The sequence below is a fragment of the Pseudomonas sp. NPDC087626 genome (genome assembly GCF_044743405.1).
GTDB lineage: Bacteria > Pseudomonadota > Gammaproteobacteria > Pseudomonadales > Pseudomonadaceae > Aquipseudomonas.
On sequence record NZ_JBIUWJ010000050.1, the window covers coordinates 1 to 21,611 of the forward strand.

Below are 21,611 nucleotides of genomic sequence, written 5' to 3' on the forward strand. Positions count from 1 at the left end.
CGAGCCTAAGCGAGGTGCCGAGTGGTGGGGCAAGAGCCTTTTGCTTACTTTTGGGCTCCTCCAAAAGTGAGCCGCTGTAAAAGCGGAACCATAGGTGGCCATTACCGCAAAAATGGATATGTACTCGGTCTAATCCAACACCCCAGAGGCCGCTACAAAGTTGTGTAGATACCTATGCCGCGATGAGGCCAGTCCATTCAACATCGATAATGCCTGACACACCACCATCGCGAGCAAGCTCGTCCCTACACAAGTTGGGCGGGCGCACCTGCGAGAACCCAAAACCACTGTAGGTATGGGTAACCCCTCGGCGGATGGCTCTTGTAAGAAATATTCGAGAGGAGTACAAATGTACTCCATGAATACTTTAACGCCTCGCCGTGCCGCCATCCTGACCTTTATCCGCGACCGTATCGCGCAACAGGGCCAATCCCCGAGCCTCGCTGAAATCAGCGAGGCCTTTGGTTTTGCCTCGCGCAGCGTGGCGCGCAAGCACGTGTTGGCGCTGACCGAGGGCGGGTTCATCGAGGTCAACCCGCATCAGGCACGGGGCATTCGGCTGCTCAACCAGCCGCGGCGCCCCGAGTTGCTGGACATCCCGGTGCTCGGGCGGGTAGCCGCTGGTGCGCCGATGGGGGTCGATGCCGAGGTGCACAGCCGGCTGTGGCTGGACCCTGCACTGTTCTCGCGGACCCCGGACTACCTGCTGCGGGTGCAGGGCGACTCGATGATCGGCGACGGCATCCTCGACGGCGACCTGGTGGGCGTGCGCCGCAGTGCCGAGGTGCAGAACGGCCAGATTGTGGTCGCACGGCTCGAAGGCGAAGTCACCATCAAGCGCTTTGAACGGGCCGGGGACAGCGTGCGCTTGCTGCCGCGCAACCCGGCCTACAGCCCCATTGTGGTCAGCGCCGATCAGGACCTGGCGATCGAAGGAGTGTTCTGCGGCCTGGTGAGACAAGGCTGATGGGTGCCGTCGTTGCGCTGGACACCCTGTTCCATCGCGGCCAGGTCTGGAAAGGCCGGCCTGCGCCCGCCGACGTCAGCCGCCAACCCACCGGGCATGCTGCGCTGGACGCGGCATTGCCCAGCGGCGGCTGGCCGGAAGCGGCACTCAGCGAGATATTGATTGCCGGGCAGGGCGTCGGTGAGTTGCAACTGGTGTGGCCGGCCCTGGCCCGGCTGACCGCGGACGGTGAGCGGGTGGTGCTGGTGGCGCCGCCCTGCGTGCCCTATCCCCAGGCGTGGCAGAACGCCGGGATCGACCTGCGCCAGTTGTCGGTCATCCAGGCCAGTGACCGCGAGGCCCTGTGGGCGGCGGAACAATGCCTGCGCTCGGGCAGTTGCGGCGCAGTACTGTGCTGGCCGAAACAGGCCGATGACCGCGCCTTGCGGCGTTTGCAGGTGGCTGCCGAAACCGGCCAGACCCTGGCCTTCGCCTATCGCTCGATCAAGGACGCGATCAACCCTTCGCCGGCAGCCCTGCGCATCGCTATCGATGCGCGGCCCGCCCAGTTGCGGGTGCTCAAGTGCCGCGGCGGGCTGGCCCGTACGGCGCCCATTGCCTTCGCCCCGGGGCATTGAGGTTGCTATGCGCTGGGTCTGTATCCTGTTCCCGCAACTGGCGCTGGACGCTGTCTTGCGTCAGCGCAGCGACCCCGACGAGCCGCTGGCGCTGCTGAGCGGCCCGGCACAACGCCGGGTGTTGCAGGCGGTGAATGAGCCGGCGCGGGCCCTGGGCTTGCGGGCCGGGCAGTCGATGACGGCCGCCCAGGCCCTGAGCAAGGCTTTTGCCTGCGCCGACTATGACCAGGCGGGAGTGGAACACTGGCAGCAGTTTCTCGCGGCCTGGGCCTACCGCTTCAGTTCCCAGGTCAGCGTGCATTTCCCACGTACCGTACTGTTTGAAATCGAGTCGAGCCTGGCGCTGTTCGGGCCCTGGCCGCAGTTCGAGGCCCGCTTGCGTGCCGAGCTGACGGCCCTGGGGTTTCGCCATCGCCTGGTGGCGGCGCCCAATCCCTTGGCCGCGCGGATCCTGGCCAACGCCTACGACGGCCTGGCGGTGTCGGACTCCCAGGCCCTGGGGCCGTTGCTTGGGCAGATGCCGGTCGAGCGCATCGGCCTGGCGCCGACGGTCGCCAACGCCCTGTCACGCATGGGCCTGCGCACCCTTGGCCAGGTCCAGGCGCTGCCCCGGCAAACCCTGGCCCGGCGGTTTGAGGCAGCGGTGCTCAAGCACCTCGATACCCTGCTGGGCGACCGACCGCTGGCCTTGGCCTTCTACCTGCCGCCGGACCGCTTCGACGTGCGCATCGAACTGAATTTTGATGTGCAATCGCACCAGGCCCTGCTGTTTCCGTTACGCCGGCTGACCGCTGACCTGGCGGCGTTTCTCTGTGGTCGTGACAGTGGCGTGCAGCGGTTCGACCTGTACCTGGAGCACGCCGGCCTGCCTGATACCCTGATCAAGGTCGGGCTGCTGAGTGCCGAGCGCGACCCGGGCATGCTGTTCGAGCTGGCCCGGGGGCGCCTGGAACAGGTACAGGTCGAGGCCCCGGTACGTGGGTTTCGCCTGTCGGCGCAGGACTTGCCGAGCTTTGTACCGCAGCGCCGCGAGCTGTTCGACGAACGCCCACAGCAATCCTTGCCCTGGGAGCAGTTGCGCGAGCGCCTGCGCGCCCGGCTGGGCGACGATGCCGTGCAGGGCCTGGGATTCCAGGCCGACCACCGCCCCGAGTGTGCCTGGCAACCCCATGCCCAGAGCCAGCCTGCCACGCTGCTGTCGCGGGCGCAGCGCCCGGGCTGGTTGCTGACCGAGCCGCAGGCGGTACAGGAAGGCGCTGCACGGATTCTCATGGGGCCGGAACGCATCGAGTCCGGCTGGTGGGATGGCGCCGATGTGCGCCGCGACTATTACCTGATCCAGACTCGTGCCGGGCAACAGGGCTGGGCCTATCGCGGGGTGGGCGAGGGTGGGCCGCTGTGGCTGCAGGGCTGGTTTGCATGAGCGGCGGGTATGCCGAGCTGCACTGCCTGTCGAACTTCAGTTTCCAGCGCGGTGCCTCCAGTGCCGGGGAACTGTTCGAACGGGCCAGGCGCCAGGGCTACCAGGCCCTGGCGATCACCGACGAATGCACCCTGGCCGGCATCGTTCGCGCCTGGCAAGCGGCCAGGGTGCAGGGGTTGCCGCTGATCATCGGCAGTGAAATGCGCATCGAGAACGGCCCGAAGCTGGTGCTGCTGGTGGAGAACATCGAGGGTTATCAGGCCCTGTGCCGGCTGATCACCCAGGCCCGGCGGCGTGCGGAAAAAGGCCAGTACCGGGTCCTGCGCGAAGACTTTGCCGAGCCCCTGCCCGGGCTGTTGGTCTTGTGGCTGCCGGACCCGGACGATGCGCCGGGCGAGGGCGCCTGGTTAAAAGGGCTGTTTGGCGCGCGGTTGTGGCTAGCGGTGGAGTTGCATTGCGGGCAGAACGATGCCCGGCGCCTGGCCGATCTGCAGGCCCTGGCGGCACAGTTGCAGATCCGCGCCGTGGCCAGCGGTGATGTGCACATGCATGCCCGTGGTCGCCGGGCGCTGCAGGACTGCATGACTGCGATTGCCCTGCACGTGCCGGTGGCCGCCGCCGGGCAGCGCCTGCACCCCAATGGCGAGCGGCATCTGCGCAGTCTTGAGGCGCTGGGTGAGCTGTATCCGCGCGCGCTGCTCGACGAAACCCTGGAGATTGCCCAACGCTGCCGTTTCGATCTCACTCAGTTGCGCTATCAATACCCTCGTGAGCTGGTGCCTGAAGGGCAGACGCCGACCTCCTGGCTGCGCCACTTGACCGCGCAGGGCCTGGCCCGGCGCTGGCCGCAAGGCCCGGACAGCAAGGTGCAGGCGCTGATCGACAAGGAACTGCAACTGATTGCCGAGCTGGGCTACGAGAGCTATTTCCTCACCGTCGAGGACATCGTCAGCTTCGCCCGGCGCCAGCGCATCCTGTGCCAGGGCCGAGGCTCGGCGGCCAACTCGGCGGTGTGTTTTGCCCTGGGCATTACCGAAATCGATCCGAGCCGGATGAACATGCTGTTCGAGCGGTTCTTGTCCCGCGAGCGCAACGAGCCGCCGGATATCGACGTCGATTTTGAGCACGAGCGCCGTGAGGAGGTCCTGCAATACGTGTTCCAGCGCTATGGTCGGCGCCGGGCGGCGCTGACGGCAGTGGTCAGCACTTACCACGCGGCCGGGGCGATCCGCGATGTGGCCAAGGTCCTTGGTTTGCCGCCCGACCAGATCAACGCCCTGGCCGACTGCTGCGGCCACTGGAGTGACGACGCACCGGGGCTTGCGCGTTTGCGTGAAAGCGGCTTTGACCCTGACACCCCGCTGCTGCGCCGGGTGTTGAGCCTGACCCGGCAACTGATCGGCTTCCCTCGACACCTGTCCCAGCACCCGGGTGGCTTCGTGATTTCCGAGCAGCCGCTGGACAGCCTGGTGCCGGTGGAAAACGCGGCCATGGCCGAGCGCACGATCATCCAGTGGGACAAGGACGACCTGGACATGGTCGGCCTGCTCAAGGTCGACATCCTGGCCCTGGGCATGCTCAGCGCCATTCGCCGCTGTTTCGACCTGCTGCGCTATCACCGCGGGTTGGACCTGAGCCTGGCGAATATCCCGGCCGAAGACCCGCCGACCTACGAGATGATCTGCCGCGCCGACACCATCGGCGTGTTCCAGATCGAGTCCCGGGCGCAGATGTCGATGCTGCCCCGGCTGCAGCCTCGCACCTTCTATGACCTGGTGATCGAAGTGGCGATCGTCCGTCCCGGGCCGATCCAGGGCGGGATGGTGCACCCCTATCTGCGGCGGCGGAACAAGGAGGAGCCAGAAACCTATCCCAGCGTGGCGCTCGAAGCGGTGCTCAAGCGCACCCTGGGGGTGCCGTTGTTCCAGGAACAGGTCATGCAGATCGCCATCGTGGCGGCCGACTACAGCCCCGGCGAGGCGGATCAACTGCGCCGCGCCATGGCCGCCTGGAAACGTCACGGTGGCCTCGACTCGCACCAGGTGCGCCTACGCGAAGGCATGCTGAAAAACGGCTATTCAGAGGCGTTTGCCGCGCAGATCTTCGAGCAGATCAAGGGGTTTGGCAGCTACGGTTTCCCCGAGTCCCACGCCGCCAGCTTTGCCCTGCTGACCTACGCCAGTTGCTGGCTCAAATGCCATGAGCCGGCGGCGTTTGCCTGTGCCTTGATCAACAGCTGGCCGATGGGTTTCTACAGTCCCGACCAGATCCTCCAGGACGCGCGCCGGCATCAACTGCAGATCCGCCCGGTGGACATCAGCGCCAGTGCCTGGGATTGCAGCCTGGAACCGATTGCCCAGCAGCAGCCGGCGATCCGCCTGGGCTTGCGCATGATCAAGGGGTTTCGTGAGGAGGACGCCCGGCGTATCGAGGCGGCGCGCCTGTGCCGGGCCTTCGTCGATGTGGCCGACCTTGGCCAGCGCGCCGGGCTCGATGCCCGGGCCCATGCGTTGCTGGCCGATGCCGGCGCCTTGCGTCCGCTCGCCGGCAATCGTCACCGGGCGCGTTGGGAGGTGGCGGGGGTGCAGCAACAACTGGGACTGTTCGCCGGCTTGCCGAGCCAGGACGAACCGCCGGTGAGCCTGCCAGCCCCCACCGTCAGTGAAGACCTGCACGCCGACTACCACAGCGTCGGCACCACGCTCGGCCCCCATCCGCTGGCACTGTTGCGCGAGCAGTTGCGGGCCCGGCGTTGCCGCAGCTCACGGCAGTTGCTGGAGGTCGAACACGGGCGCAACGTCAGCGTCGCCGGCCTGGTCACCGGCCGCCAGCGTCCGGGCACCGCCAGTGGCGTGACCTTCGTCACCCTGGAAGACGAGTTTGGCAACATCAACGTGGTGGTCTGGCGCGACCTCGCCGAGCGCCAGCGCAAGACCCTGGTCGGGGCGCAATTGCTCAAGGTCGACGGGCGCTGGGAAAAGGTCGGCGAAGTGCGCCACCTGATCGCCGGCCGCCTGAGCGACCTGAGTCCGCTGCTGAACGGCATCAGCGTGCACAGTCGGGATTTTCATTGAATCAGCCGTTGGCGAAATTGCGCAACAGTCGCGCGGTTTCCACTGGACGCTCCAGCATGGGCAAGTGGTTGCAGTCGTCCAGGGTCACCAACTGCCGGGCCTGATGGGGCGGCAGGCGGTTTTCCAGGGTCTGCAGGGCAGAGATATCGATCACTCGATCCTCGCGGCAGCCGACGCCGAGCACCGGTATGTTGAGCCGGCCCAGACGCGGGTCCAATGCCCGCCATTGGGAAGGCGAGCGGATTTGCTCCAGGGTCGATTCGATGAAGGCGCGCTGGGCGCGGTTGAGACTGATGGCGTCTGCCACCTGCTGGTCGGACATCGGCAGTGGATCGAGGTAGACCAGGCGTGCGGTGCGTTCGACACCGGCACGGTCATCGTAGATAAATGGGTTGTCACCGGCATTCAGGGCACGGATGAAGTCGTTTTCGACAAAGCTCAATCCCAGGGATCCGATCAGCGCCAGTCGGGCGACCCGCTGTGGCCGTTCGACAGCATGCACTCCGGTTATGGCGCCGCCCATGGAATGACCGACCAGGGTGAGCTGTTGGAGATCAAGCGCCTGGATAAACCCATCAAGGCGCGTCGCCTGGGCTTCAATGTCATAGTTCTGGCCCGGGAGGCGCGTCGACTCACCCCAGCCAGGAAGGTCGGGAATGATCAGGTGAAAGTCTGTGCCGAGGTCTGCGGCGAGGCGGGCCCAAACGTCCTTGCCGGAAGCAAACCCATGGACGAGCAGCAGGCTCGGGCCGTTTTTCTCGCCCTCGTAATAGGCCCAGGTCGTGTCATCGACCTGGATCGCACGGGACTGCAGGGCGGTGCCTGGGGGCGGCAAACCATCGGCACGGGCCGTGGCCAGGTAAGGCAGCAGGGCCAGCGCAAGACTGAGCAAATGGGCCAGCAGTCGGTTGCGGGATTTATCGCGACGGGTGAAGCGCGGGTCAACGTCCATGTCATTACAGTCCTGTAGGCGAGGTGGGTGGGCATGCCCTGCAGGATCGATTTGAAGAGGAGTGCGGCGTCGCGGCAATGCTGGCAACCGGGAAAAACTGCCAGTTGAAGTTTCCGCTTGCTGCCGACCTCGAAGGTGGCCGGCACAGCGCCTTATTAGTGCTGTCCTCGGCGATAGCACTTTGCAATAATGCCGCGCGCCGACTCCTCGAAGCCTGGCTGTCGATTTCCATCCCATCATTATCTTTTGTTGCTGCAACGTGCAGTAACCAGGCCTGTTCGTGCCGGGATAAACAGTTTTTACATAAGGAATATGCAGTGAGAATGATCTCTCGGATGGTGCTGTCAGGTGCAGCGATAGCCATCGCGGCCACGCTCGGCGGATGTGCAACCGAAAGCTCCCGTGCCTTGCCGGTGGCCAAAGTCGAAAGCGCCACTCAGGCCTGGAGCGGTGCTCGGGTGCCTATGGCAGTCGGCAAGTTCGACAACCGCTCCAGCTACATGCGCGGGATTTTCTCTGATGGCGTAGACCGTCTCGGTGGCCAGGCCAAGACCATCCTGATCACACATTTGCAGCAGACCAACCGCTTCAGCGTGCTGGACCGAGACAACATGGGTGAAATCCAGCAGGAAGCGGCTATCAAGGGCCAGGCCCAACGCCTCAAGGGCGCCGACTTTGTGGTGACCGGTGATGTCACCGAGTTCGGTCGCAAGGAAACCGGCGATCGCCAACTGTTCGGCATTCTTGGTCGTGGCAAGACCCAGGTGGCTTACGCCAAGGTCAACCTGAATATCGTCAACATCAGCACCTCGGAAGTGGTGTATTCGACCCAGGGCGCAGGCGAGTACGCGTTGTCCAACCGCGAAGTGATCGGCTTCGGCGGTACCGCTTCCTACGACTCGACCCTCAACGGCAAGGTCCTGGACCTGGCCATGCGCGAAGCGATCAATCGTCTTGTAGACGGCATGAACGCCGGTGCCTGGAAGCCGGGCAACTGATCAAGGTCGATCACCAGGAGCGATACCGATGAGCAAGTGTATGGCGTGGCCAATGATGGCCCTGGCCTTGTCGGGCAGCGTGTTGCTGGCCGGATGCAGCACCCCGAAAACCCTGTACCAATGGGAAGACTACCAGCCCCAGGTGTATGAGTACTTCAAGGGCGAAGAGCCCAAGGAAGCTCAGGCCGAAGCGCTGGAGCGCGACCTGCAGAAGATCAATGCCACGGGCAGCACCCCGCCACCGGGTTACCACGCCCACCTGGGGCTGTTGTACCTGAGCATGGGCAAGGACGATCAGATGGTGCAGCAGTTCCGGACCGAGAAAGCCCTGTTTCCCGAATCCGGGCCGTACATGGACTTCCTGCTCAAGAACGCCAAGACCGGAGATGCCAAATGATCGTGCGCTCAGTAAAACTGCTGGCTGGGGCCCTGGCCCTGGCCCTGCTGGGTGGATGTGTCAGCCCCAAGACCGTGGACTATTCGGCGTACAAGCAAAGCCGTCCGAAAAGCATCCTGGTGTTGCCGCCGCTGAACGACTCGCCGGACGTCAAGGCCACTTACAGCATGCTGTCCCAGGTGACCTTCCCATTGGCGGAAGCCGGTTACTACGTCTTGCCCATCGCCCTGGTTGACGAGACCTTTCGCCAGAACGGCCTGACCACGCCGGCAGACATCCACCAGGCGCCCGCCAATAAGCTGCAGGAGATCTTCGGTGCCGACGCCGCGCTCTACATCACCGTGAGTGAGTACGGCACCAGCTACATGCTGATCGCCAGCGACACCGTGGTCACGGCCAGCGCCAAGTTGGTGGATCTGCGCACCGGCACTACCCTGTGGACTGGCACCGCCCGGGCCTCCAGCGAAGAGAGTGGCGGCGGCGGTGGTGGCGGCCTGGTCGGCATGCTGATTACCGCGGCGGTCAAACAGATCGTCAACAGTTCCACCGACGCCGGTCACCCGGTTGCCGGCATCACCAGTGTCCGGCTGCTGTCAGCTGGGCAACCAGCAGGCCTGCTGTATGGACCGCGTTCGCCCAAGTACGGCACTGATTGAGCTGAACTGACTGCGGATTCAGGCGTAGCTCGGCCCGCACATCGCGGGCTGACAAGCGCCGCGAGTTGGACAACAATGAAACCATCAGCGCCGGCCGCGCTCCAAGCTTTGAGCGCGGGCCCACCTGCGTCGGTCCGTTGTTCCACCTTTGCGCTGTGCGCACAGAGTCCATCGATGCAGTTTCTAACGCAGAATCATGGTTGTAGCGGGTGGAGCGGCGAAATGGCCGAACGCATTCGCGCGTTCGACTGGAGCGTCACCGAACTGGGCAGCTACGATACCTGGTCGCGCAGCCTGCGCAGTTCGGTGCAGTTGCTGCTGGCCTCACCGGTGCCGCTGGTGATGCTCTGGGGACGCCCCGGCTACATGATCTACAACGATGCCTATTCGGTGTTTGCCGGCGGGCGTCATCCCTATCTGCTCGGCTCGCCAGTGGAACTGGGTTGGCCGGAGGTCGCCGAATTCAACCGTAACGTGGTCGACACCTGCCTGGCTGGTGGCACCCTTTCATACCGCAACAAAGAGCTGGAGCTGTTGCGTAACGGCCAGCCCGAAGCCGTGTTCATGGACCTCTACTACAGCCCGGTGGCCGATGATGACGGCGTGCCGGCCGGGGTCCTCGCGATTGTCGTGGAAACCACCGCCCACATGACCTCTGAACGCCTGCGCGAACAGGCCGAAGCAGCCTATCGTGCCGACAACGAACGGGTACGCCTGGCGCTCAATGCCGGGGCCTTGCTGGGGTCGTTTGTCTGGGACATTCGGGCCAATCTGCTGTCCGGGGATGAGCGGTTTGCACGGACTTTTTCCTATCCGTGCGAGCAGTCGCTGGAGCTGATGTCACCCGAGTTCGCCGCGACCAGAATCCATCCCGATGACTTGCCAGAGGTTAATCAGTTGGTGGAGCAAGCCCTGGAAAATGGTGGCCCGTTCAATGCTGAATACCGTATCCGGCGGGCGGATGACAGCTATTGCTGGGTGCTGGCCAGTGGTTGCTGCGAGTTCGATGAACAAGCTCAACCCCTGCGTTTTCCCGGGGTGCTGATCGATATCCACGAGCGCAAGACTGCCGAAGAGAACCTGCTCAAGTTCACCCGCAACCTGGAGCAGCGGGTCGCCGATGAGGTGGAAGGGCGCCTCGCCGCTGAGGAGCAATTGCGCCAGTCGCAGAAACTCGAAGCCATTGGTGGATTGACCGGCGGCGTTGCCCATGACTTCAATAATCTGTTGCAGGTGATCGCCGGCAACCTGCACCTGTTGGCCCGCCATGAAGCCGATAACGCCAACGTGCAGCGCCGGGTCGGTGCCGCCCTGGCAGCCGTCGAGCGCGGTGCCATGCTGTCCTCGCAACTGCTCGCCTTTGCCCGCCGCCAGCCCTTGTCGCCGGCGGTCTACAACCCTCGGCAAATCTACCAGCGCCTGGGGGAGTTGTTGCAGCGTGCGCTGGGCGAAACCATTCAGATCGATGTGCAACTGCCCGACGACCCCTGGTGCATTTCGGTCGACCGCAACCAGTTGGAAAACGCCTTGCTCAACCTGGCGATCAATGCCCGTGACGCGATGCATAGCGAAGGCACGATTGTGATCAGTGGCAAAAACGTCGTGCTCGATCGCTTCGTGTGCGTCGGCAAGGGCATCAGCGCTGGCGACTATGTGCGCCTGTCGGTGATCGACCCCGGCGAGGGCATGGATGCGGCGACCCTCAAGCAGGCGTTCGAACCGTTCTTCACCACCAAGGCCGACGGCCAGGGCACCGGCCTGGGCCTGAGCATGGTGTTCGGTTTCGTCAAACAGAGCGGTGGGCATATCGAGATGACCAGCGAGGTCGGCGGCGGCACGTGCGTGCACATGTATTTTCCTCGCAGTGAACGCGCCCAGAGCCGTGAGATGCCATCGCGAAGTGTGCCAGGCACAGGCGGCAACGAGACGATCCTGGTGGTGGAGGACAACGAGGAAGTACGTGGTACCGCCGCCGAATTTCTCCAGGCCTCGGGCTACCAGGTGTTGCTCGCGGGCAATGGCGACAGTGCCATGCAGTTGCTGCTGGACGGGGCGACGGTGGACCTGATTTTTACCGACGTGGTGATGCCCGGGCTGATCAAGAGTTCCGACCTGGCCGCCTGGGCCAAGGTCCAGGTGCCTGCAGTGGCGGTGCTGTTCACCTCGGGCCATACCCGCGACATCATTTCCGACAATCATCAGCTTAGCCCCGACACCTACTTGCTGAGCAAGCCCTATGGTCCGGATGCGCTGTTGAGCATGATCCGCAGTGTCCTGGGGGAGAGCGGCCGCGAGTGAGGGGCGACGAACGGACACCGCTGGTCCGATTGACGGTCGACAGCGACCCTCAGGCAAGGCCATGCTGATAACTGGTGAACACAGGACAAGTGTTCGCCACCGATCAACAAACGGAGGTGTTCCATGCCGGTGAAACATGACCTGTATCAGGACTTGAGCTATTCAAAGGAAGACATTCAGAAAAAGCGTGCCAATGATCCCCACCTGCACGCGCTGCTGGATAAATACTCGGATATCGACACCCAGGTACTGAAGGCGGAAGCCGCTGCCCAGGCCGACGACGAGGTGAGGAAGCTCAAGGCCAAACGCCTTACGATCAAAGACGAAATCTCCAAAAGCTTGAACGGTGCCTCCAAGGCTTGACCACTCGGCGGGGGCGCAGCGTCGCCCCCGTGATTTACTCAAGGCAGTGCTGACAACGCCTTGGCCAAAGGCAGTCGTACCATATGACTGGACTTCAGCGAACCGAAATACAGCCAGTCGCCATACTCGCGGACCGTGGTGATGGGTGAGTAGTTGCCACTGCTGGCATCCTGCAGGTTACTGATCACCTTGCCGTCCAGATCCAACCCCAGGGCAAACGCTCGGTGCTCCACCGGCTTGGGCAGGAGCATCATCGCCCTGACGATCATCTTGCGCACGAACGGATACCCGGCCAACCCATCGAGCAGGCTGTTGCGCGGTGCGTACAACGCCACCCAGAAACGCTCCTGGCCGTTGAAGCTGAGGTTGTCCGGCAAGCCCGGCAGGTTGTCGACGAACACTTCGCGGGTGCGTGCCTTGGGGCCGCTCAGCCAGTAGCGGGTGATGCGATAGGCACCGGTTTCGTTAACCAGCACAAAGCTGTCATTGGGCCCCAGCGCCACGCCATTGGCGAACTCCAGGCGGTCCAGCAACTGCTCGGTCTTGCCACTCTGGAAGTCATAGCGCAGCAGACGCCCGTCACCCCCGTGCTCGATGATCGCCTCGCCATCATGGCCGTAGCCCCACCGACTGGAAGCATCGCTGAAATAGGCGAAGTGCCCGGTCCGGTCGATGACCACATCGTCGGTGAAGCCCAGGGGCACGCCGCCGGCCTCGGTGCTCAGGGCGATCAACTGGCCTTGGGTATCGAGGGCCAGCAGGCCCTTGATGGCGTCGGCGATGATCAGCCGGCCATCCGGATGCCGGGCCAGGCCCAGGGGGCGGCCGCCGGTGTCGGTCAGCACCTTGAGGACCTTGCCGTCCAGGCTGCTGCGGATCACCCGGCCGTCATGCAGGCCGCTGATCAGGAAGCCGTCTTCCAGCAGCAGGGCTTCGGGCCCCGGGAGGTTGGCCGCGCCGACGTGCTCCACGTCCCTGAGCCGTTGGTTTTCGGCAAACACCCCCGAGACCAGGGAAGGTGCTGGCGACGGCTTCCAGGCCACGGGTTGCACCTGGGTCGGCGCCAGCAGCAGGAACAGCCCGATCAGCACCACGACCACCAACAGCAAACCACTGAGGCTGACGCGCCGGCGCGCGCCGCTCATCAAGCGACGGCTCCGGCGGGCTTGCCCAGCGTGCCCAGCGCGCGGTCGCGCAGGGCCAGCAGCGACACCGCAGACTCGCGGTCGATCCGCCGCTTGAGCAGCAATTGATTGGCCAGGCGCATCCACAGACCGCTGAAGCGGTACTCCAGGGTACGCACAAAACGGCTGCCGTCGCCCTCGCTGCTGCATTCATAGGTCAACAGCAATTCCAGGCCATGATCGCCCTGGGCCCGGGCGCTCCAACGACGCCCCGGCAGGTATTCGTTGACCTCCCAGCTCAGGTGCCCGGCGCGACCACCGGCGTGGATGTCCTCTTCAAAACGTGCCCCGGCATGCAGCGGTCCTTGCGGCCCCTCGACCCGCAGCGAGGAGGGGTGCCACTCCGGCCAGCGGGTGGCGCTGCTGGCGTAGGCGAGCACGGCAATCGGCTCGCGGGCAATGTCGATCTGGTGCTGCAGGCGGGTCATGGGCGTTCTGCTCCAAGGCAGGTGGGCGTGGTTGGGGTGGTCTTCCCAGTACAGCGTGCCAAACAGGTAGTCCATCAGTGGCAACACGATGTTGAAGTTGCGCGCCTGCATCAGCTCGCGCCGATGATGCAGTTCATGCAGGTGGCGCATCTGGCGGATCCACGGCAGGCGGGTGAGGGGATTGCTCGGCGGCAGGTGTTCGCAGGCATGAAACACTTCGTAGGTCAGGTAGCCGAGGATCATGCAGCCGGCGAACAGTCCAGCAACGTTGCCATTGAACTGCGCCAGCAACCACCAGGCGGGCAAGGTGACCAGTAGGCAATGCACCACGATCAGCCAGGCCGGAAACAAAATCACCCGCCAGTCGCGCGCGGTGTCGTAGGCCATTTGGCCGGGGGCGAAAAAACTGTGGTGATCGCCGGCATGACGGGCATAAAACAGGCGGGCAAAGGCATGCTTGTGATGGCCCAGGTGCCGGTGCACGGTATAGACCACCAGGTTGAACAGCAGCAGGCTCAGCGGCACCGCCAGCCATTCGAGCACTTGCACCTGCTCCAGCGTGCCCCAGAACAGGCTGATCGCCGTGATCCCGAACACCAGCACAAACCCTGCGTGCAGCCACGGATTGTAGAAGCGGTGGATCTCGGCGCGATATCGGTTGCGAAACGCCTGCGTGGTTTGCCTCACCCTGATCACCTGTTGTCGTTGTTATTGACAGAAGATTAGTCGCGGGCAAATTATCCGGCCAATGGATCTGCGTAATAGCCGGTGATCCAGGTGCTGAATGTCTTCAGAGCAGCGGGTCCCAGCGCTGTGACCAGTCGCTTTCCCGCTGGACCAGTTGGCGCAGTAGCTCGAACGCCTGCTGCAGTACCTGGGAATCACGATCGCGCGAATACACCAGGAACGTCGGGTAGCTGAACTCCGGCGCCTTGGGCACCCGCTCCAGCACCCCGCTGTCCAGATAGGACTGCACCACCCGGGTCCGGAAGTAACCGGCGCCACCGTTCTGCAGAATGTACTGCAACGCCAGCGGCCCGAGGTTGAAACTCAGCACGGCCTTGGCCTTGTCCGGCAGCGCAGAGTCGTGCTGACGGCGAAAGTCGCTGCCCCAGTCGATGTACACATAGGGTTCGGGTTGCGAGGGCAGTCGTACCAGGATCAGCTTTTCCTCGAGCAGTTGCTCGACCTGCAGCCGCGGCCAGTATTCGGGTTGAAACACCAGGGCGGCGTCCAGCACGCCCATTTCCAACTGCCGCAGCAGGGCTTCGCCGTTGCCGATTTCCGTGCGCAGGGCGTAGGCCGGAATGTTGGCGCGAATGTCCCGGGCCCAACTGAGCATCAACGGATTGCACAGGCTGACCTCGCCACCGATGTGCAGCACATTGCGGTAGCCGTCCGGCAGGGGCAAGTCGCGGCGGGCCGCTTCCCAGGTCTGCACCAGCTGATTGGCATACACCACAAAGGCCTCACCGTCGGCCGTCAGGCGGGCGCCGGCACGGTTGCGCACGAACAGGGTGGCGGCCAGTTGGCTCTCGAGTTTTTGTACCCGCGCGGTGATCGCGGTCTGGGTGACGTGGAGTTTTTCCGCGGCCGCGGCCAGGCTGCCGCAACGCACGATTTCCAGGAAGGTACGGGCGAGATCGATGTCCATGGGCCGGTCGCTGACGTAAAGGGCCCCGCAGTGTAGAGCAAGCGGGCACTGAAGGCCCGTCGGGGGCCTGAAACGACGAATCCCGCCTTGGCGGCGGGATTCGTCTGCAGCTTGGCCGGGCCTCCACAGGGGAGGCCGCTGGCTTAGGCCGGGAACAACTCGGACAGTTTCATCGCCAGCATCATGTCGCCTTCAGCGCGCAGTTTGCCGCCCATGAACGCTTGCATGCCATCGGTTTCGCCGCTGACGATGCCTTGCAGGGTTTCGCTGTCCATGACCAGGGTCACTTGGGCGTCCGGGTTCTCGCCTTCTTTCAGTTCGCAGGTGCTGTCTTTGACAACCAGCGAGAAGTTCTTGTCTTCGTCGATACGGAAACCGAACACCAGGTCCAGGCCGGCAGCGGCGGCTGGGTTGAACTTGGCTTGCATTGCTTGTACGGCGTCAGCTACGGAGGTCATGGTTCGATCCTTTTATGGGGTGTTACAGCAAGGGTCACAGTAATCCGGGGTTCATCGGAAAGTGATGAGTTCCGGTGCCTTCAACAGTTGCAGGTGGGCATGACTGTTGAAAGAAGCCAGGGCCACCTCGCGACCACGGAACTTCAAGTGGTTGAGCGAGGTGTTGACGATTTGCCAGTTCAGCTCGAAAGCCTGTTTGGCTGGCATCAGCGTAATCAGGTGGAGCAGGGCGGTAATGGTGCCGCCGGAGGTGAACACGGCGATCTTCTGGGTGTTGTCGGCCTGTTCCAGTATGCGTTGCAGGCCGGCCTGCACCCGTTCGACAAACCCGAGCCAGCTTTCCAGGCCGGGCGGGTCGTAGGTGCCGGCCAGCCAGCGCTCGATGATCAGGGCGAAGATGCGCTGGAACTCGCCGCGGTTGTGCGTCGCGTTGCGCAGGATGTGCAGGGCCTCGGGTTCTTCGGGCAGCAGGTCCGGGAGCAGCGCACGGATCACCGCGTCGGCGTCGAACTCATTGAAGGCCGAGTCGGTCTCCAGGGTCGGCACCGGCAGGCCAACGGCGGCGAACTGCGCCAGCGCGCTGGTGGCGGTGTGTTGCTGGCGGCGCAGGTCGCCGGCCAGGCAGCGATCGAAGCTCAGCCCCAGCTCAGCCAGGTGGCTGCCGAGGATTTCTGCCTGGCGCACCCCGGTCGGCGACAACACGTCGTAGTCGTCTGCACCGAAGGAGGCCTGGCCATGTCGAATCAAGTAGATGCTGCCCACGTCCGCGTCATCCCGGTACGTTGAAGGTTTTGCGAGGTTATGAGGATGCCGGTGAGCTGTCAATGAAAAAACATACGCTTGTTTGAAATGCTCGTTGGAGGTCCCTCGCATCAGGTTTCACGGCTGGCCGCAACGCGGTCGCATGGGTATGCTGGAGCTATCCGCGCCCGCGTATCGAGCGGCGCACCGTCGTTAAGGAGTCCATGTGGAGTTTTTTGCCGAGTACGCAAGTTTTCTGGCTAAAACCGTTACCCTGGTGATCGCCATCCTGGTGGTCCTGGCCAGCTTTGCCGCGCTGCGCAGCAAGGGCCGGCGTAAATCAGCGGGCCAGTTGCAGGTCAGCAAACTCAACGATTTCTACAAGGGGCTGCGCGAGCGCCTGGAGCAGACCTTGCTCGACAAGGACCAGCTCAAGGCCCTGCGCAAATCCGAAGCCAAGTCCGAGAAGAAGCACAAGAAAAAGCCTGAGGCCAAGCCGCGGGTGTTCGTCCTCGACTTCGACGGCGACATCAAGGCCTCGGCCACTGAGAGCCTGCGCCACGAAATCACCGCGCTGCTGTCCCTGGCCACGCCCAAGGACGAAGTGGTCCTGCGCCTGGAAAGCGGCGGTGGCATGGTGCATAGCTACGGGCTGGCCTCCTCGCAACTGGCGCGGATTCGCCAGGCCGGCGTGCCACTGACCGTGTGCATCGACAAGGTTGCCGCCAGCGGCGGCTACATGATGGCGTGCATTGGCGAGAAGATTATCAGCGCGCCCTTTGCCATCCTCGGCTCGATCGGCGTGGTGGCGCAGTTGCCCAACGTCAATCGGTTGCTGAAAAAACACGACATCGACTTTGAAGTGCTGACCGCTGGCGAATACAAACGCACCCTGACGGTGTTTGGTGAAAACACCGAGAAGGGCCGGGAGAAGTTCCAGGAAGACCTGGATGTGACCCATGAACTGTTCAAGAACTTCGTCGCCCGTTATCGCCCGCAACTGGCCATCGATGAAGTGGCCACCGGGGAAGTTTGGCTGGGTATCGCCGCGCTGGACAAACAACTGGTGGATGAACTCAAGACCAGCGACGAATACCTGGCCGAACGCGCCAAGGGTGCCGAGTTGTTCCACCTGCACTATGCCGAGCGCAAGAGTTTGCAGGAGCGGGTCGGGTTGGCTGCCAGTGGTTCGGTGGATCGCCTGTTGTTGACCTGGTGGAGCCGCTTGACCCAACAACGGTTCTGGTAACTAACCAGGGATCTGTGTCGTCATGTAGGGGGGAACTCCTACAGGTTTTTTCCAAGCCCTGAATACAAGTAGCGATCCTTGTTTCGGGGCTTTTTTGTCATAGATGAATAACTGACTTCATGTGTCGGGATTTCGCCGCCAGTTGGCGATTTTTCCGGCGCGGATCCAGCAGTTCGATCGCTTAGGCTGGGGGTTCCCCACCCACCGCAATGGAACTGCCCAATGAATCAACCTCAACACCCTTTGCCCTTGGCGCTTTCGCGCGAAGACCTCAAGGCAACAGTCGATACCGTCCTGCCGTTATCGCCCGCGCAGTTCGCCAACCAACTGATTCAAGCCAAATGGGGTCATGACCTTGATCCCGAGACCGCGCAACTGGTCACGCTCAACTACAACTTTCACGGCCATCCAGCCCAGGCGGGTGTCGAGCAGGGGCGGGTGGCGAGCACCCGGAGTCTGACCCAGCTCCTGGTGGACAATTATCAAACCGTCGGTGACGGGCGTTTTGGCGAAACGGCGTTCGGTTTGTATACGCCACCCGATATCGGCCCAGCTGTGCAAATCGTCGCCAAGGTCGATGAGTTTGCCTATGTCGGCAGTGGCAACCATGACACCTATGAAGGCATCTACCGTCAGGCTGATCCGCAGACCTACGACCCTTCAACCCAGCTGAAAATCCGCCCTGTGGATTTCAAGCGCTGGGTCTGGGAGCTGGAGTTGAAGGACCGCTACAGTGACTATCTGGACCAGGCCTGGCCCACCGATGAGGTCATCATTGCAGCGCCAGCCTACCCGCTGCGCACCTCGGTCAAGACGGCCCTGGTCATGGCGGCGTACTTGCAGCGCCAGGAGCACAGCCTGAGCGAACAGGGTTTGGCCATCGTCCTGCAAGTGGCCGGCCTGGCGCCGCAGCAGCCTTGGGCGCAGGTGACGCTCGAGCAGTTGCAGGCACCGAGCCGCAGCTCGCGCCAGGTCGAAGTCGCGCGCCTGGTGATCTATCGCTACAGCGCCACGGATATCTGGAGTTTTTCTCGTCCCGGCGACCCGAGCGTCGTGCTCTACATCCCCGGCAACTCCTCACCCTTGCATGAGTTTGCCGATACCCGTGCGCTCTGTGCCTGGATCGTGGAGCAGGCCAGGGATGCCGACAAAAAAACCGCACTGGCTGCGCACTTTGCCGAAGACGACCGTGTCGATGGAACCCTCCATGCCGGGGTCGTAACTGCCCTGGAGGGCATGGCGATCTATCCCAGGCAGCACCATCTGCAGCCGGGCCATGGGTTTTTTAATGATGATGGGTACTGGGATGCCGCCAACTATGTCCATCTGGACGTAGCGCCCAGGGCGACCGACCCGTGCGCACAGTTGGTCCTGAGCATGAAGCGGGCGGCCCGTGCCAGCGTTGAAAGCATCCGCGATGACGCTCAGGTCAATCGCGATAACCTCAATGCGTTGGTCGAACCCATGGTGCAATGGATCAACCGCTATGCCCCCTTGGCCTTGTTTGTCCCCGGCGGTGAAGGCCTGTTGGCGCTGGCCGGGATCATCGATGCCGGATATGGCCTGGACCAGGCCGTCAATGGCAGTGATGCGCAGACGCAGGCCAACGGTGTGACACGCCTGGTGTTTGGCTTGCTCAATGCCCTGCCATTGTTGCGGGCCGGTGCGGTGTTGCGCGGCGAGGCTGGCGCATTGGAACAGTCGCCCGCTGCTGAGGCCCTGAAGGACCCCGACGGCAGCCTCGACTCTCCTGAACTCTCTACAGCCGTCCCATCACCAGGCCCGGCCACGCGCCTGACCCTGTTGCGTGGGCTGGGTGCGCCGGTGGCGACTTTCAGTGATGAACTGTTGCAGCAGATCGGCAAAGTCAGTGCGGTCGAGGACGACATGCTGCGTCTGATGCAGGCCGGTCGCCGGCCACCGACGCCGTTGCTGGCCGATACCCTCAGCCGTTTCCGGCTCGACCAGGAACTGGCCGGCGTTGCCGATCCCGCTGCGCGTAGCGAGCTGTTCAATCGCCGCTACCTGGCACTCCAGCACTCGGAGAATGAGTGGGTGCGCCTGTTGCAACGCCAGTATCCCGGCCTGCCGAAAGCCGTTGTGGAGCAGATGCTCGACCGCGTGGGCGTTGACCTCGCCCAGGATCTCGATCCGGCCGCCTGCCGCCAGGTTCTCAAGCGGCTCGACGCCAAGGCCCGTCAATATCAGCAGCACGTGCGCTTGAATCGAGCGTATGAAGGGCTGTACCTGCGGGCGATGAGCAACCCGGAGTCGGACACCCTGGCCCTGCATACCCTCGGGCGCCTGCCCGGCTGGCCGAAGGGTATGCGGATCGAGGTGCTGGACGGCTCGATCAGTGGGGCTGTGCTGGATCATATCGGTCCTACCGATGGCGCCGATTGTCGGCGCTTGATCCGGGTCGGCGCGGGATATCAGCCGTCCGATGTGGCCGCCAACGCCGAGGCTGCAATCGACCTGTATGGCGGGCTGCTTGCGCAGTTGGACAAAGAGCAGCGTGCAGCCTTGGGTTTGCACGGAGCGGACCAGGCCGCACAGTTGCGCCGATGTCTTGCGGACCAGGCGTTGTCGCGCTCCGAACTCATGCATGGCCTGGGCCGGATGGATCTGGGCTTGCCGTTCGAGCCTCAGGGGCTGGCAGGCGGCGGTTTTCCCACGACTCTCCAGGGCAGTGCGCTGACCCGCGAAACCATGCGCCTGCAGGTCCGCGACCTATACCCCGATTTCACCGATGCCCAGGTCGATGAGCTGCTGCAACGCGAAGGGGCAGGAGCGGCCGCCTGCCTCGACAGGCTGCACAACCAGTTCCAGCAACTGCTGGCGCAACTCAACCTGTGGCTCGACCAGACCGTGCAGGACATCGGCGACATGCAGCACGGTTTTCTCGCCGTCGGTGATCCCGAAGCAGGCGGGATGAACCAGGCTCAGGTGCATGCCCATAACCTGGAGATACTGCAAGCCGATGTTGGTCATGAGCGTGAAGCGCGCAAGGAGCTGGCCCAAGACCTGATTGCGATCTGGCAGCAGCGCACGCCGGCCCCCGGTTGCCTGTACAGCGGCGATGCCATAAACGGTTTCTCGATCAGCATGGATTTCGAGGAGTTCCACCGCCTGCCGGACCTCGATGTACGGTTCAGCGCAGTGCGCGAATTGTCCATGCGCGATATTCACCTGGTGGAGCGCGACAGCCTGAACATCTTTCTGCGCAGCATGCCGAATTTGCACAGACTGAATCTGGAACGTGTGGATCTGCGTCTGCTGGCCACCGAGGATGACCTGCAAGGCAGATTGCCTGCCGCGATCCTCGACATGAAGGGCTTGCAGAACCTCAATCTGCGCTCGACCTTCCTGGTGTTCGATGAGCGCAGTGCTGGCCAGTTGAGTGGCCTGAAGCAGTTGCAGAAGCTGGACCTGAGTGACAACCCCCTGGGCGTTCCGCCGCTGGTAATGGGGCTCAATGAACTGCAGGTGCTGAACCTGCAGGGCACGGGCATCAGCCGGTGCCCGGTGGGTGTCGCCGAGCAACCCTACCTGACGTCACTGGACCTGCGGGACAACCAGATCAGCCGCGTTCCCCAGGCGATCCTCAACCAGGCGGTATCCCGTGATCGGCTGGGGTTGTGGGGCAATCCACTGACGGATGAGGACACCCTGCTGCGCCTGGTCGAACACCGCGAACGTACCGGCATCAATCTCTGGCTGAGCCAGCCGGGCGAAGGGTATGGCAGCGCCCAGCCTTGGCTGGCGGAAGGCGACCCGGCGCTGCAGCAGGCTCGTCAGTCGGTCTGGCAGCGTCTGTCCGTGCGGCCCTCGGGCACGGCGCTGCTCCGGGTAATCGATGGGCTGAGCCTGAGTGCGGACTTCCAGGTTGACTATCTGGCGTTGCAGGCGGGGGTCTGGCAACTGTTGGTCGAGGTCGATGCCAGTGAGGAGTTGTGGGGCTGGTTAGGCCGGCTTATCGAATCGACGCCGGGGGATTCGCAAAACCCGTTCAGGTTGTTCGCTGTGCTGGAAGACCGCGCCCGGCTGTACCGTGACTGGGTAGCCCTGGGACGGCCGATTTCGATGGCGGGGCAGGATCTGCCTCGAATTGGGGAAGCGCCTTGAACCCGGGGTGGGTCCAAGGCGTGACGA

The 21,611-nt window shown here is 63.5% G+C and carries 17 protein-coding genes; 11 read left to right on the forward strand and 6 right to left on the reverse strand.

The window, feature by feature from the left end; translation table 11 throughout:
- The first annotated feature begins 349 nt into the window (after nt 1-349).
- The 4 genes from lexA to ACIOVD_RS26705 are packed head-to-tail and all read left to right on the forward strand — an operon-like array spanning nt 350 to nt 6,081.
- Nucleotides 350-967 (forward strand): transcriptional repressor LexA, encoded by a 618-nt coding sequence (gene lexA / locus ACIOVD_RS26690; RefSeq protein WP_095171750.1) that lies wholly within the window; start codon nt 350-352, stop codon nt 965-967.
- Nucleotides 967-1,584, forward strand: coding sequence for a translesion DNA synthesis-associated protein ImuA (gene imuA, locus ACIOVD_RS26695; protein ID WP_159996857.1), 618 nt, complete (start codon nt 967-969; stop codon nt 1,582-1,584). The genes lexA and imuA overlap by 1 nt, the downstream gene beginning before the upstream one ends.
- Nucleotides 1,585-1,591: 7 nt before the next feature.
- Nucleotides 1,592-3,007: a Y-family DNA polymerase gene (locus ACIOVD_RS26700; RefSeq protein WP_401131143.1), complete on the forward strand. Its 1,416-nt coding sequence runs from the start codon at nt 1,592-1,594 to the stop codon at nt 3,005-3,007.
- The gene (locus tag ACIOVD_RS26705) at nt 2,983-6,081 is read left to right on the forward strand and encodes an error-prone DNA polymerase (protein WP_218274110.1); all 3,099 of its coding nucleotides are present in this window, start codon (nt 2,983-2,985) and stop codon (nt 6,079-6,081) included. Before ACIOVD_RS26700 ends, ACIOVD_RS26705 begins: the two co-directional genes overlap by 25 nt.
- 1 nt (nt 6,082) lies before the next feature.
- Here ACIOVD_RS26705 and ACIOVD_RS26710 read toward each other — a convergent pair whose 3' ends face one another.
- Nucleotides 6,083-7,033 carry an alpha/beta fold hydrolase gene (locus ACIOVD_RS26710; protein ID WP_401131145.1) on the reverse strand — a complete coding sequence of 317 codons (951 nt, stop codon included), beginning with the start codon at nt 7,031-7,033 and terminating at the stop codon, nt 6,083-6,085.
- A gap of 323 nt (nt 7,034-7,356) precedes the next feature.
- Here ACIOVD_RS26710 and ACIOVD_RS26715 point away from each other — a divergent pair, with 323 nt between their 5' ends.
- The 5 genes from ACIOVD_RS26715 to ACIOVD_RS26735 all read left to right on the forward strand — a co-directional run bounded on the left by ACIOVD_RS26715 (nt 7,357) and on the right by ACIOVD_RS26735 (nt 11,745).
- On the forward strand, nt 7,357-8,031 hold the full coding sequence (locus tag ACIOVD_RS26715; protein ID WP_177440723.1) for a CsgG/HfaB family protein: 675 nt from the start codon (nt 7,357-7,359) through the stop codon (nt 8,029-8,031).
- Nucleotides 8,032-8,059: 28 nt separating this feature from the next.
- Entirely contained in the window at nt 8,060-8,428 is a 369-nt protein-coding gene (locus ACIOVD_RS26720) for a DUF4810 domain-containing protein (protein ID WP_095171761.1), read from the forward strand.
- On the forward strand, nt 8,425-9,084 hold the full coding sequence (locus ACIOVD_RS26725) for a DUF799 domain-containing protein (RefSeq protein WP_095171763.1): 660 nt from the start codon (nt 8,425-8,427) through the stop codon (nt 9,082-9,084). Before ACIOVD_RS26720 ends, ACIOVD_RS26725 begins: the two co-directional genes overlap by 4 nt.
- 222 nt (nt 9,085-9,306) lie before the next feature.
- Nucleotides 9,307-11,382 (forward strand): ATP-binding protein, encoded by a 2,076-nt coding sequence (locus tag ACIOVD_RS26730; RefSeq protein ID WP_401131148.1) that lies wholly within the window; start codon nt 9,307-9,309, stop codon nt 11,380-11,382.
- A 123-nt stretch (nt 11,383-11,505) separates the two neighbouring features.
- Entirely contained in the window at nt 11,506-11,745 is a 240-nt protein-coding gene (locus tag ACIOVD_RS26735; protein ID WP_095171767.1) for a DUF465 domain-containing protein, read from the forward strand.
- Nucleotides 11,746-11,783: 38 nt separating this feature from the next.
- Here the strand turns inward: ACIOVD_RS26735 and ACIOVD_RS26740 are convergent, their stop codons facing one another.
- The 5 genes from ACIOVD_RS26740 to ACIOVD_RS26760 all read right to left on the reverse strand — a co-directional run bounded on the left by ACIOVD_RS26740 (nt 11,784) and on the right by ACIOVD_RS26760 (nt 16,231).
- Nucleotides 11,784-12,890: an SMP-30/gluconolactonase/LRE family protein gene (locus ACIOVD_RS26740; RefSeq protein WP_401131150.1), complete on the reverse strand. Its 1,107-nt coding sequence runs from the start codon at nt 12,888-12,890 to the stop codon at nt 11,784-11,786.
- The gene (locus ACIOVD_RS26745) at nt 12,890-14,044 is read right to left on the reverse strand and encodes an SRPBCC family protein (protein ID WP_401131152.1); all 1,155 of its coding nucleotides are present in this window, start codon (nt 14,042-14,044) and stop codon (nt 12,890-12,892) included. Before ACIOVD_RS26745 ends, ACIOVD_RS26740 begins: the two co-directional genes overlap by 1 nt.
- Before the next feature lie 103 nt (nt 14,045-14,147).
- Nucleotides 14,148-15,011: a LysR family transcriptional regulator gene (locus ACIOVD_RS26750; RefSeq protein ID WP_159996843.1), complete on the reverse strand. Its 864-nt coding sequence runs from the start codon at nt 15,009-15,011 to the stop codon at nt 14,148-14,150.
- A 143-nt stretch (nt 15,012-15,154) separates the two neighbouring features.
- The gene (locus tag ACIOVD_RS26755) at nt 15,155-15,469 is read right to left on the reverse strand and encodes an SCP2 sterol-binding domain-containing protein (protein ID WP_095171774.1); all 315 of its coding nucleotides are present in this window, start codon (nt 15,467-15,469) and stop codon (nt 15,155-15,157) included.
- A gap of 51 nt (nt 15,470-15,520) precedes the next feature.
- A complete protein-coding gene (locus tag ACIOVD_RS26760) occupies nt 15,521-16,231 on the reverse strand; it encodes a histidine phosphatase family protein (RefSeq protein WP_401131155.1) in 711 nt (236 codons plus the stop codon).
- Between the two features lie 205 nt (nt 16,232-16,436).
- Between ACIOVD_RS26760 and sohB the strand changes: the two genes are divergently transcribed.
- On the forward strand, nt 16,437-17,459 hold the full coding sequence (gene sohB / locus ACIOVD_RS26765) for a protease SohB (RefSeq protein ID WP_095171778.1): 1,023 nt from the start codon (nt 16,437-16,439) through the stop codon (nt 17,457-17,459).
- Between the two features lie 222 nt (nt 17,460-17,681).
- Complete coding sequence (locus ACIOVD_RS26770) at nt 17,682-21,584, forward strand: dermonecrotic toxin domain-containing protein (RefSeq protein ID WP_401131157.1); 3,903 nt, start codon at nt 17,682-17,684, stop codon at nt 21,582-21,584.
- Nucleotides 21,585-21,611: the final 27 nt, after the last annotated feature.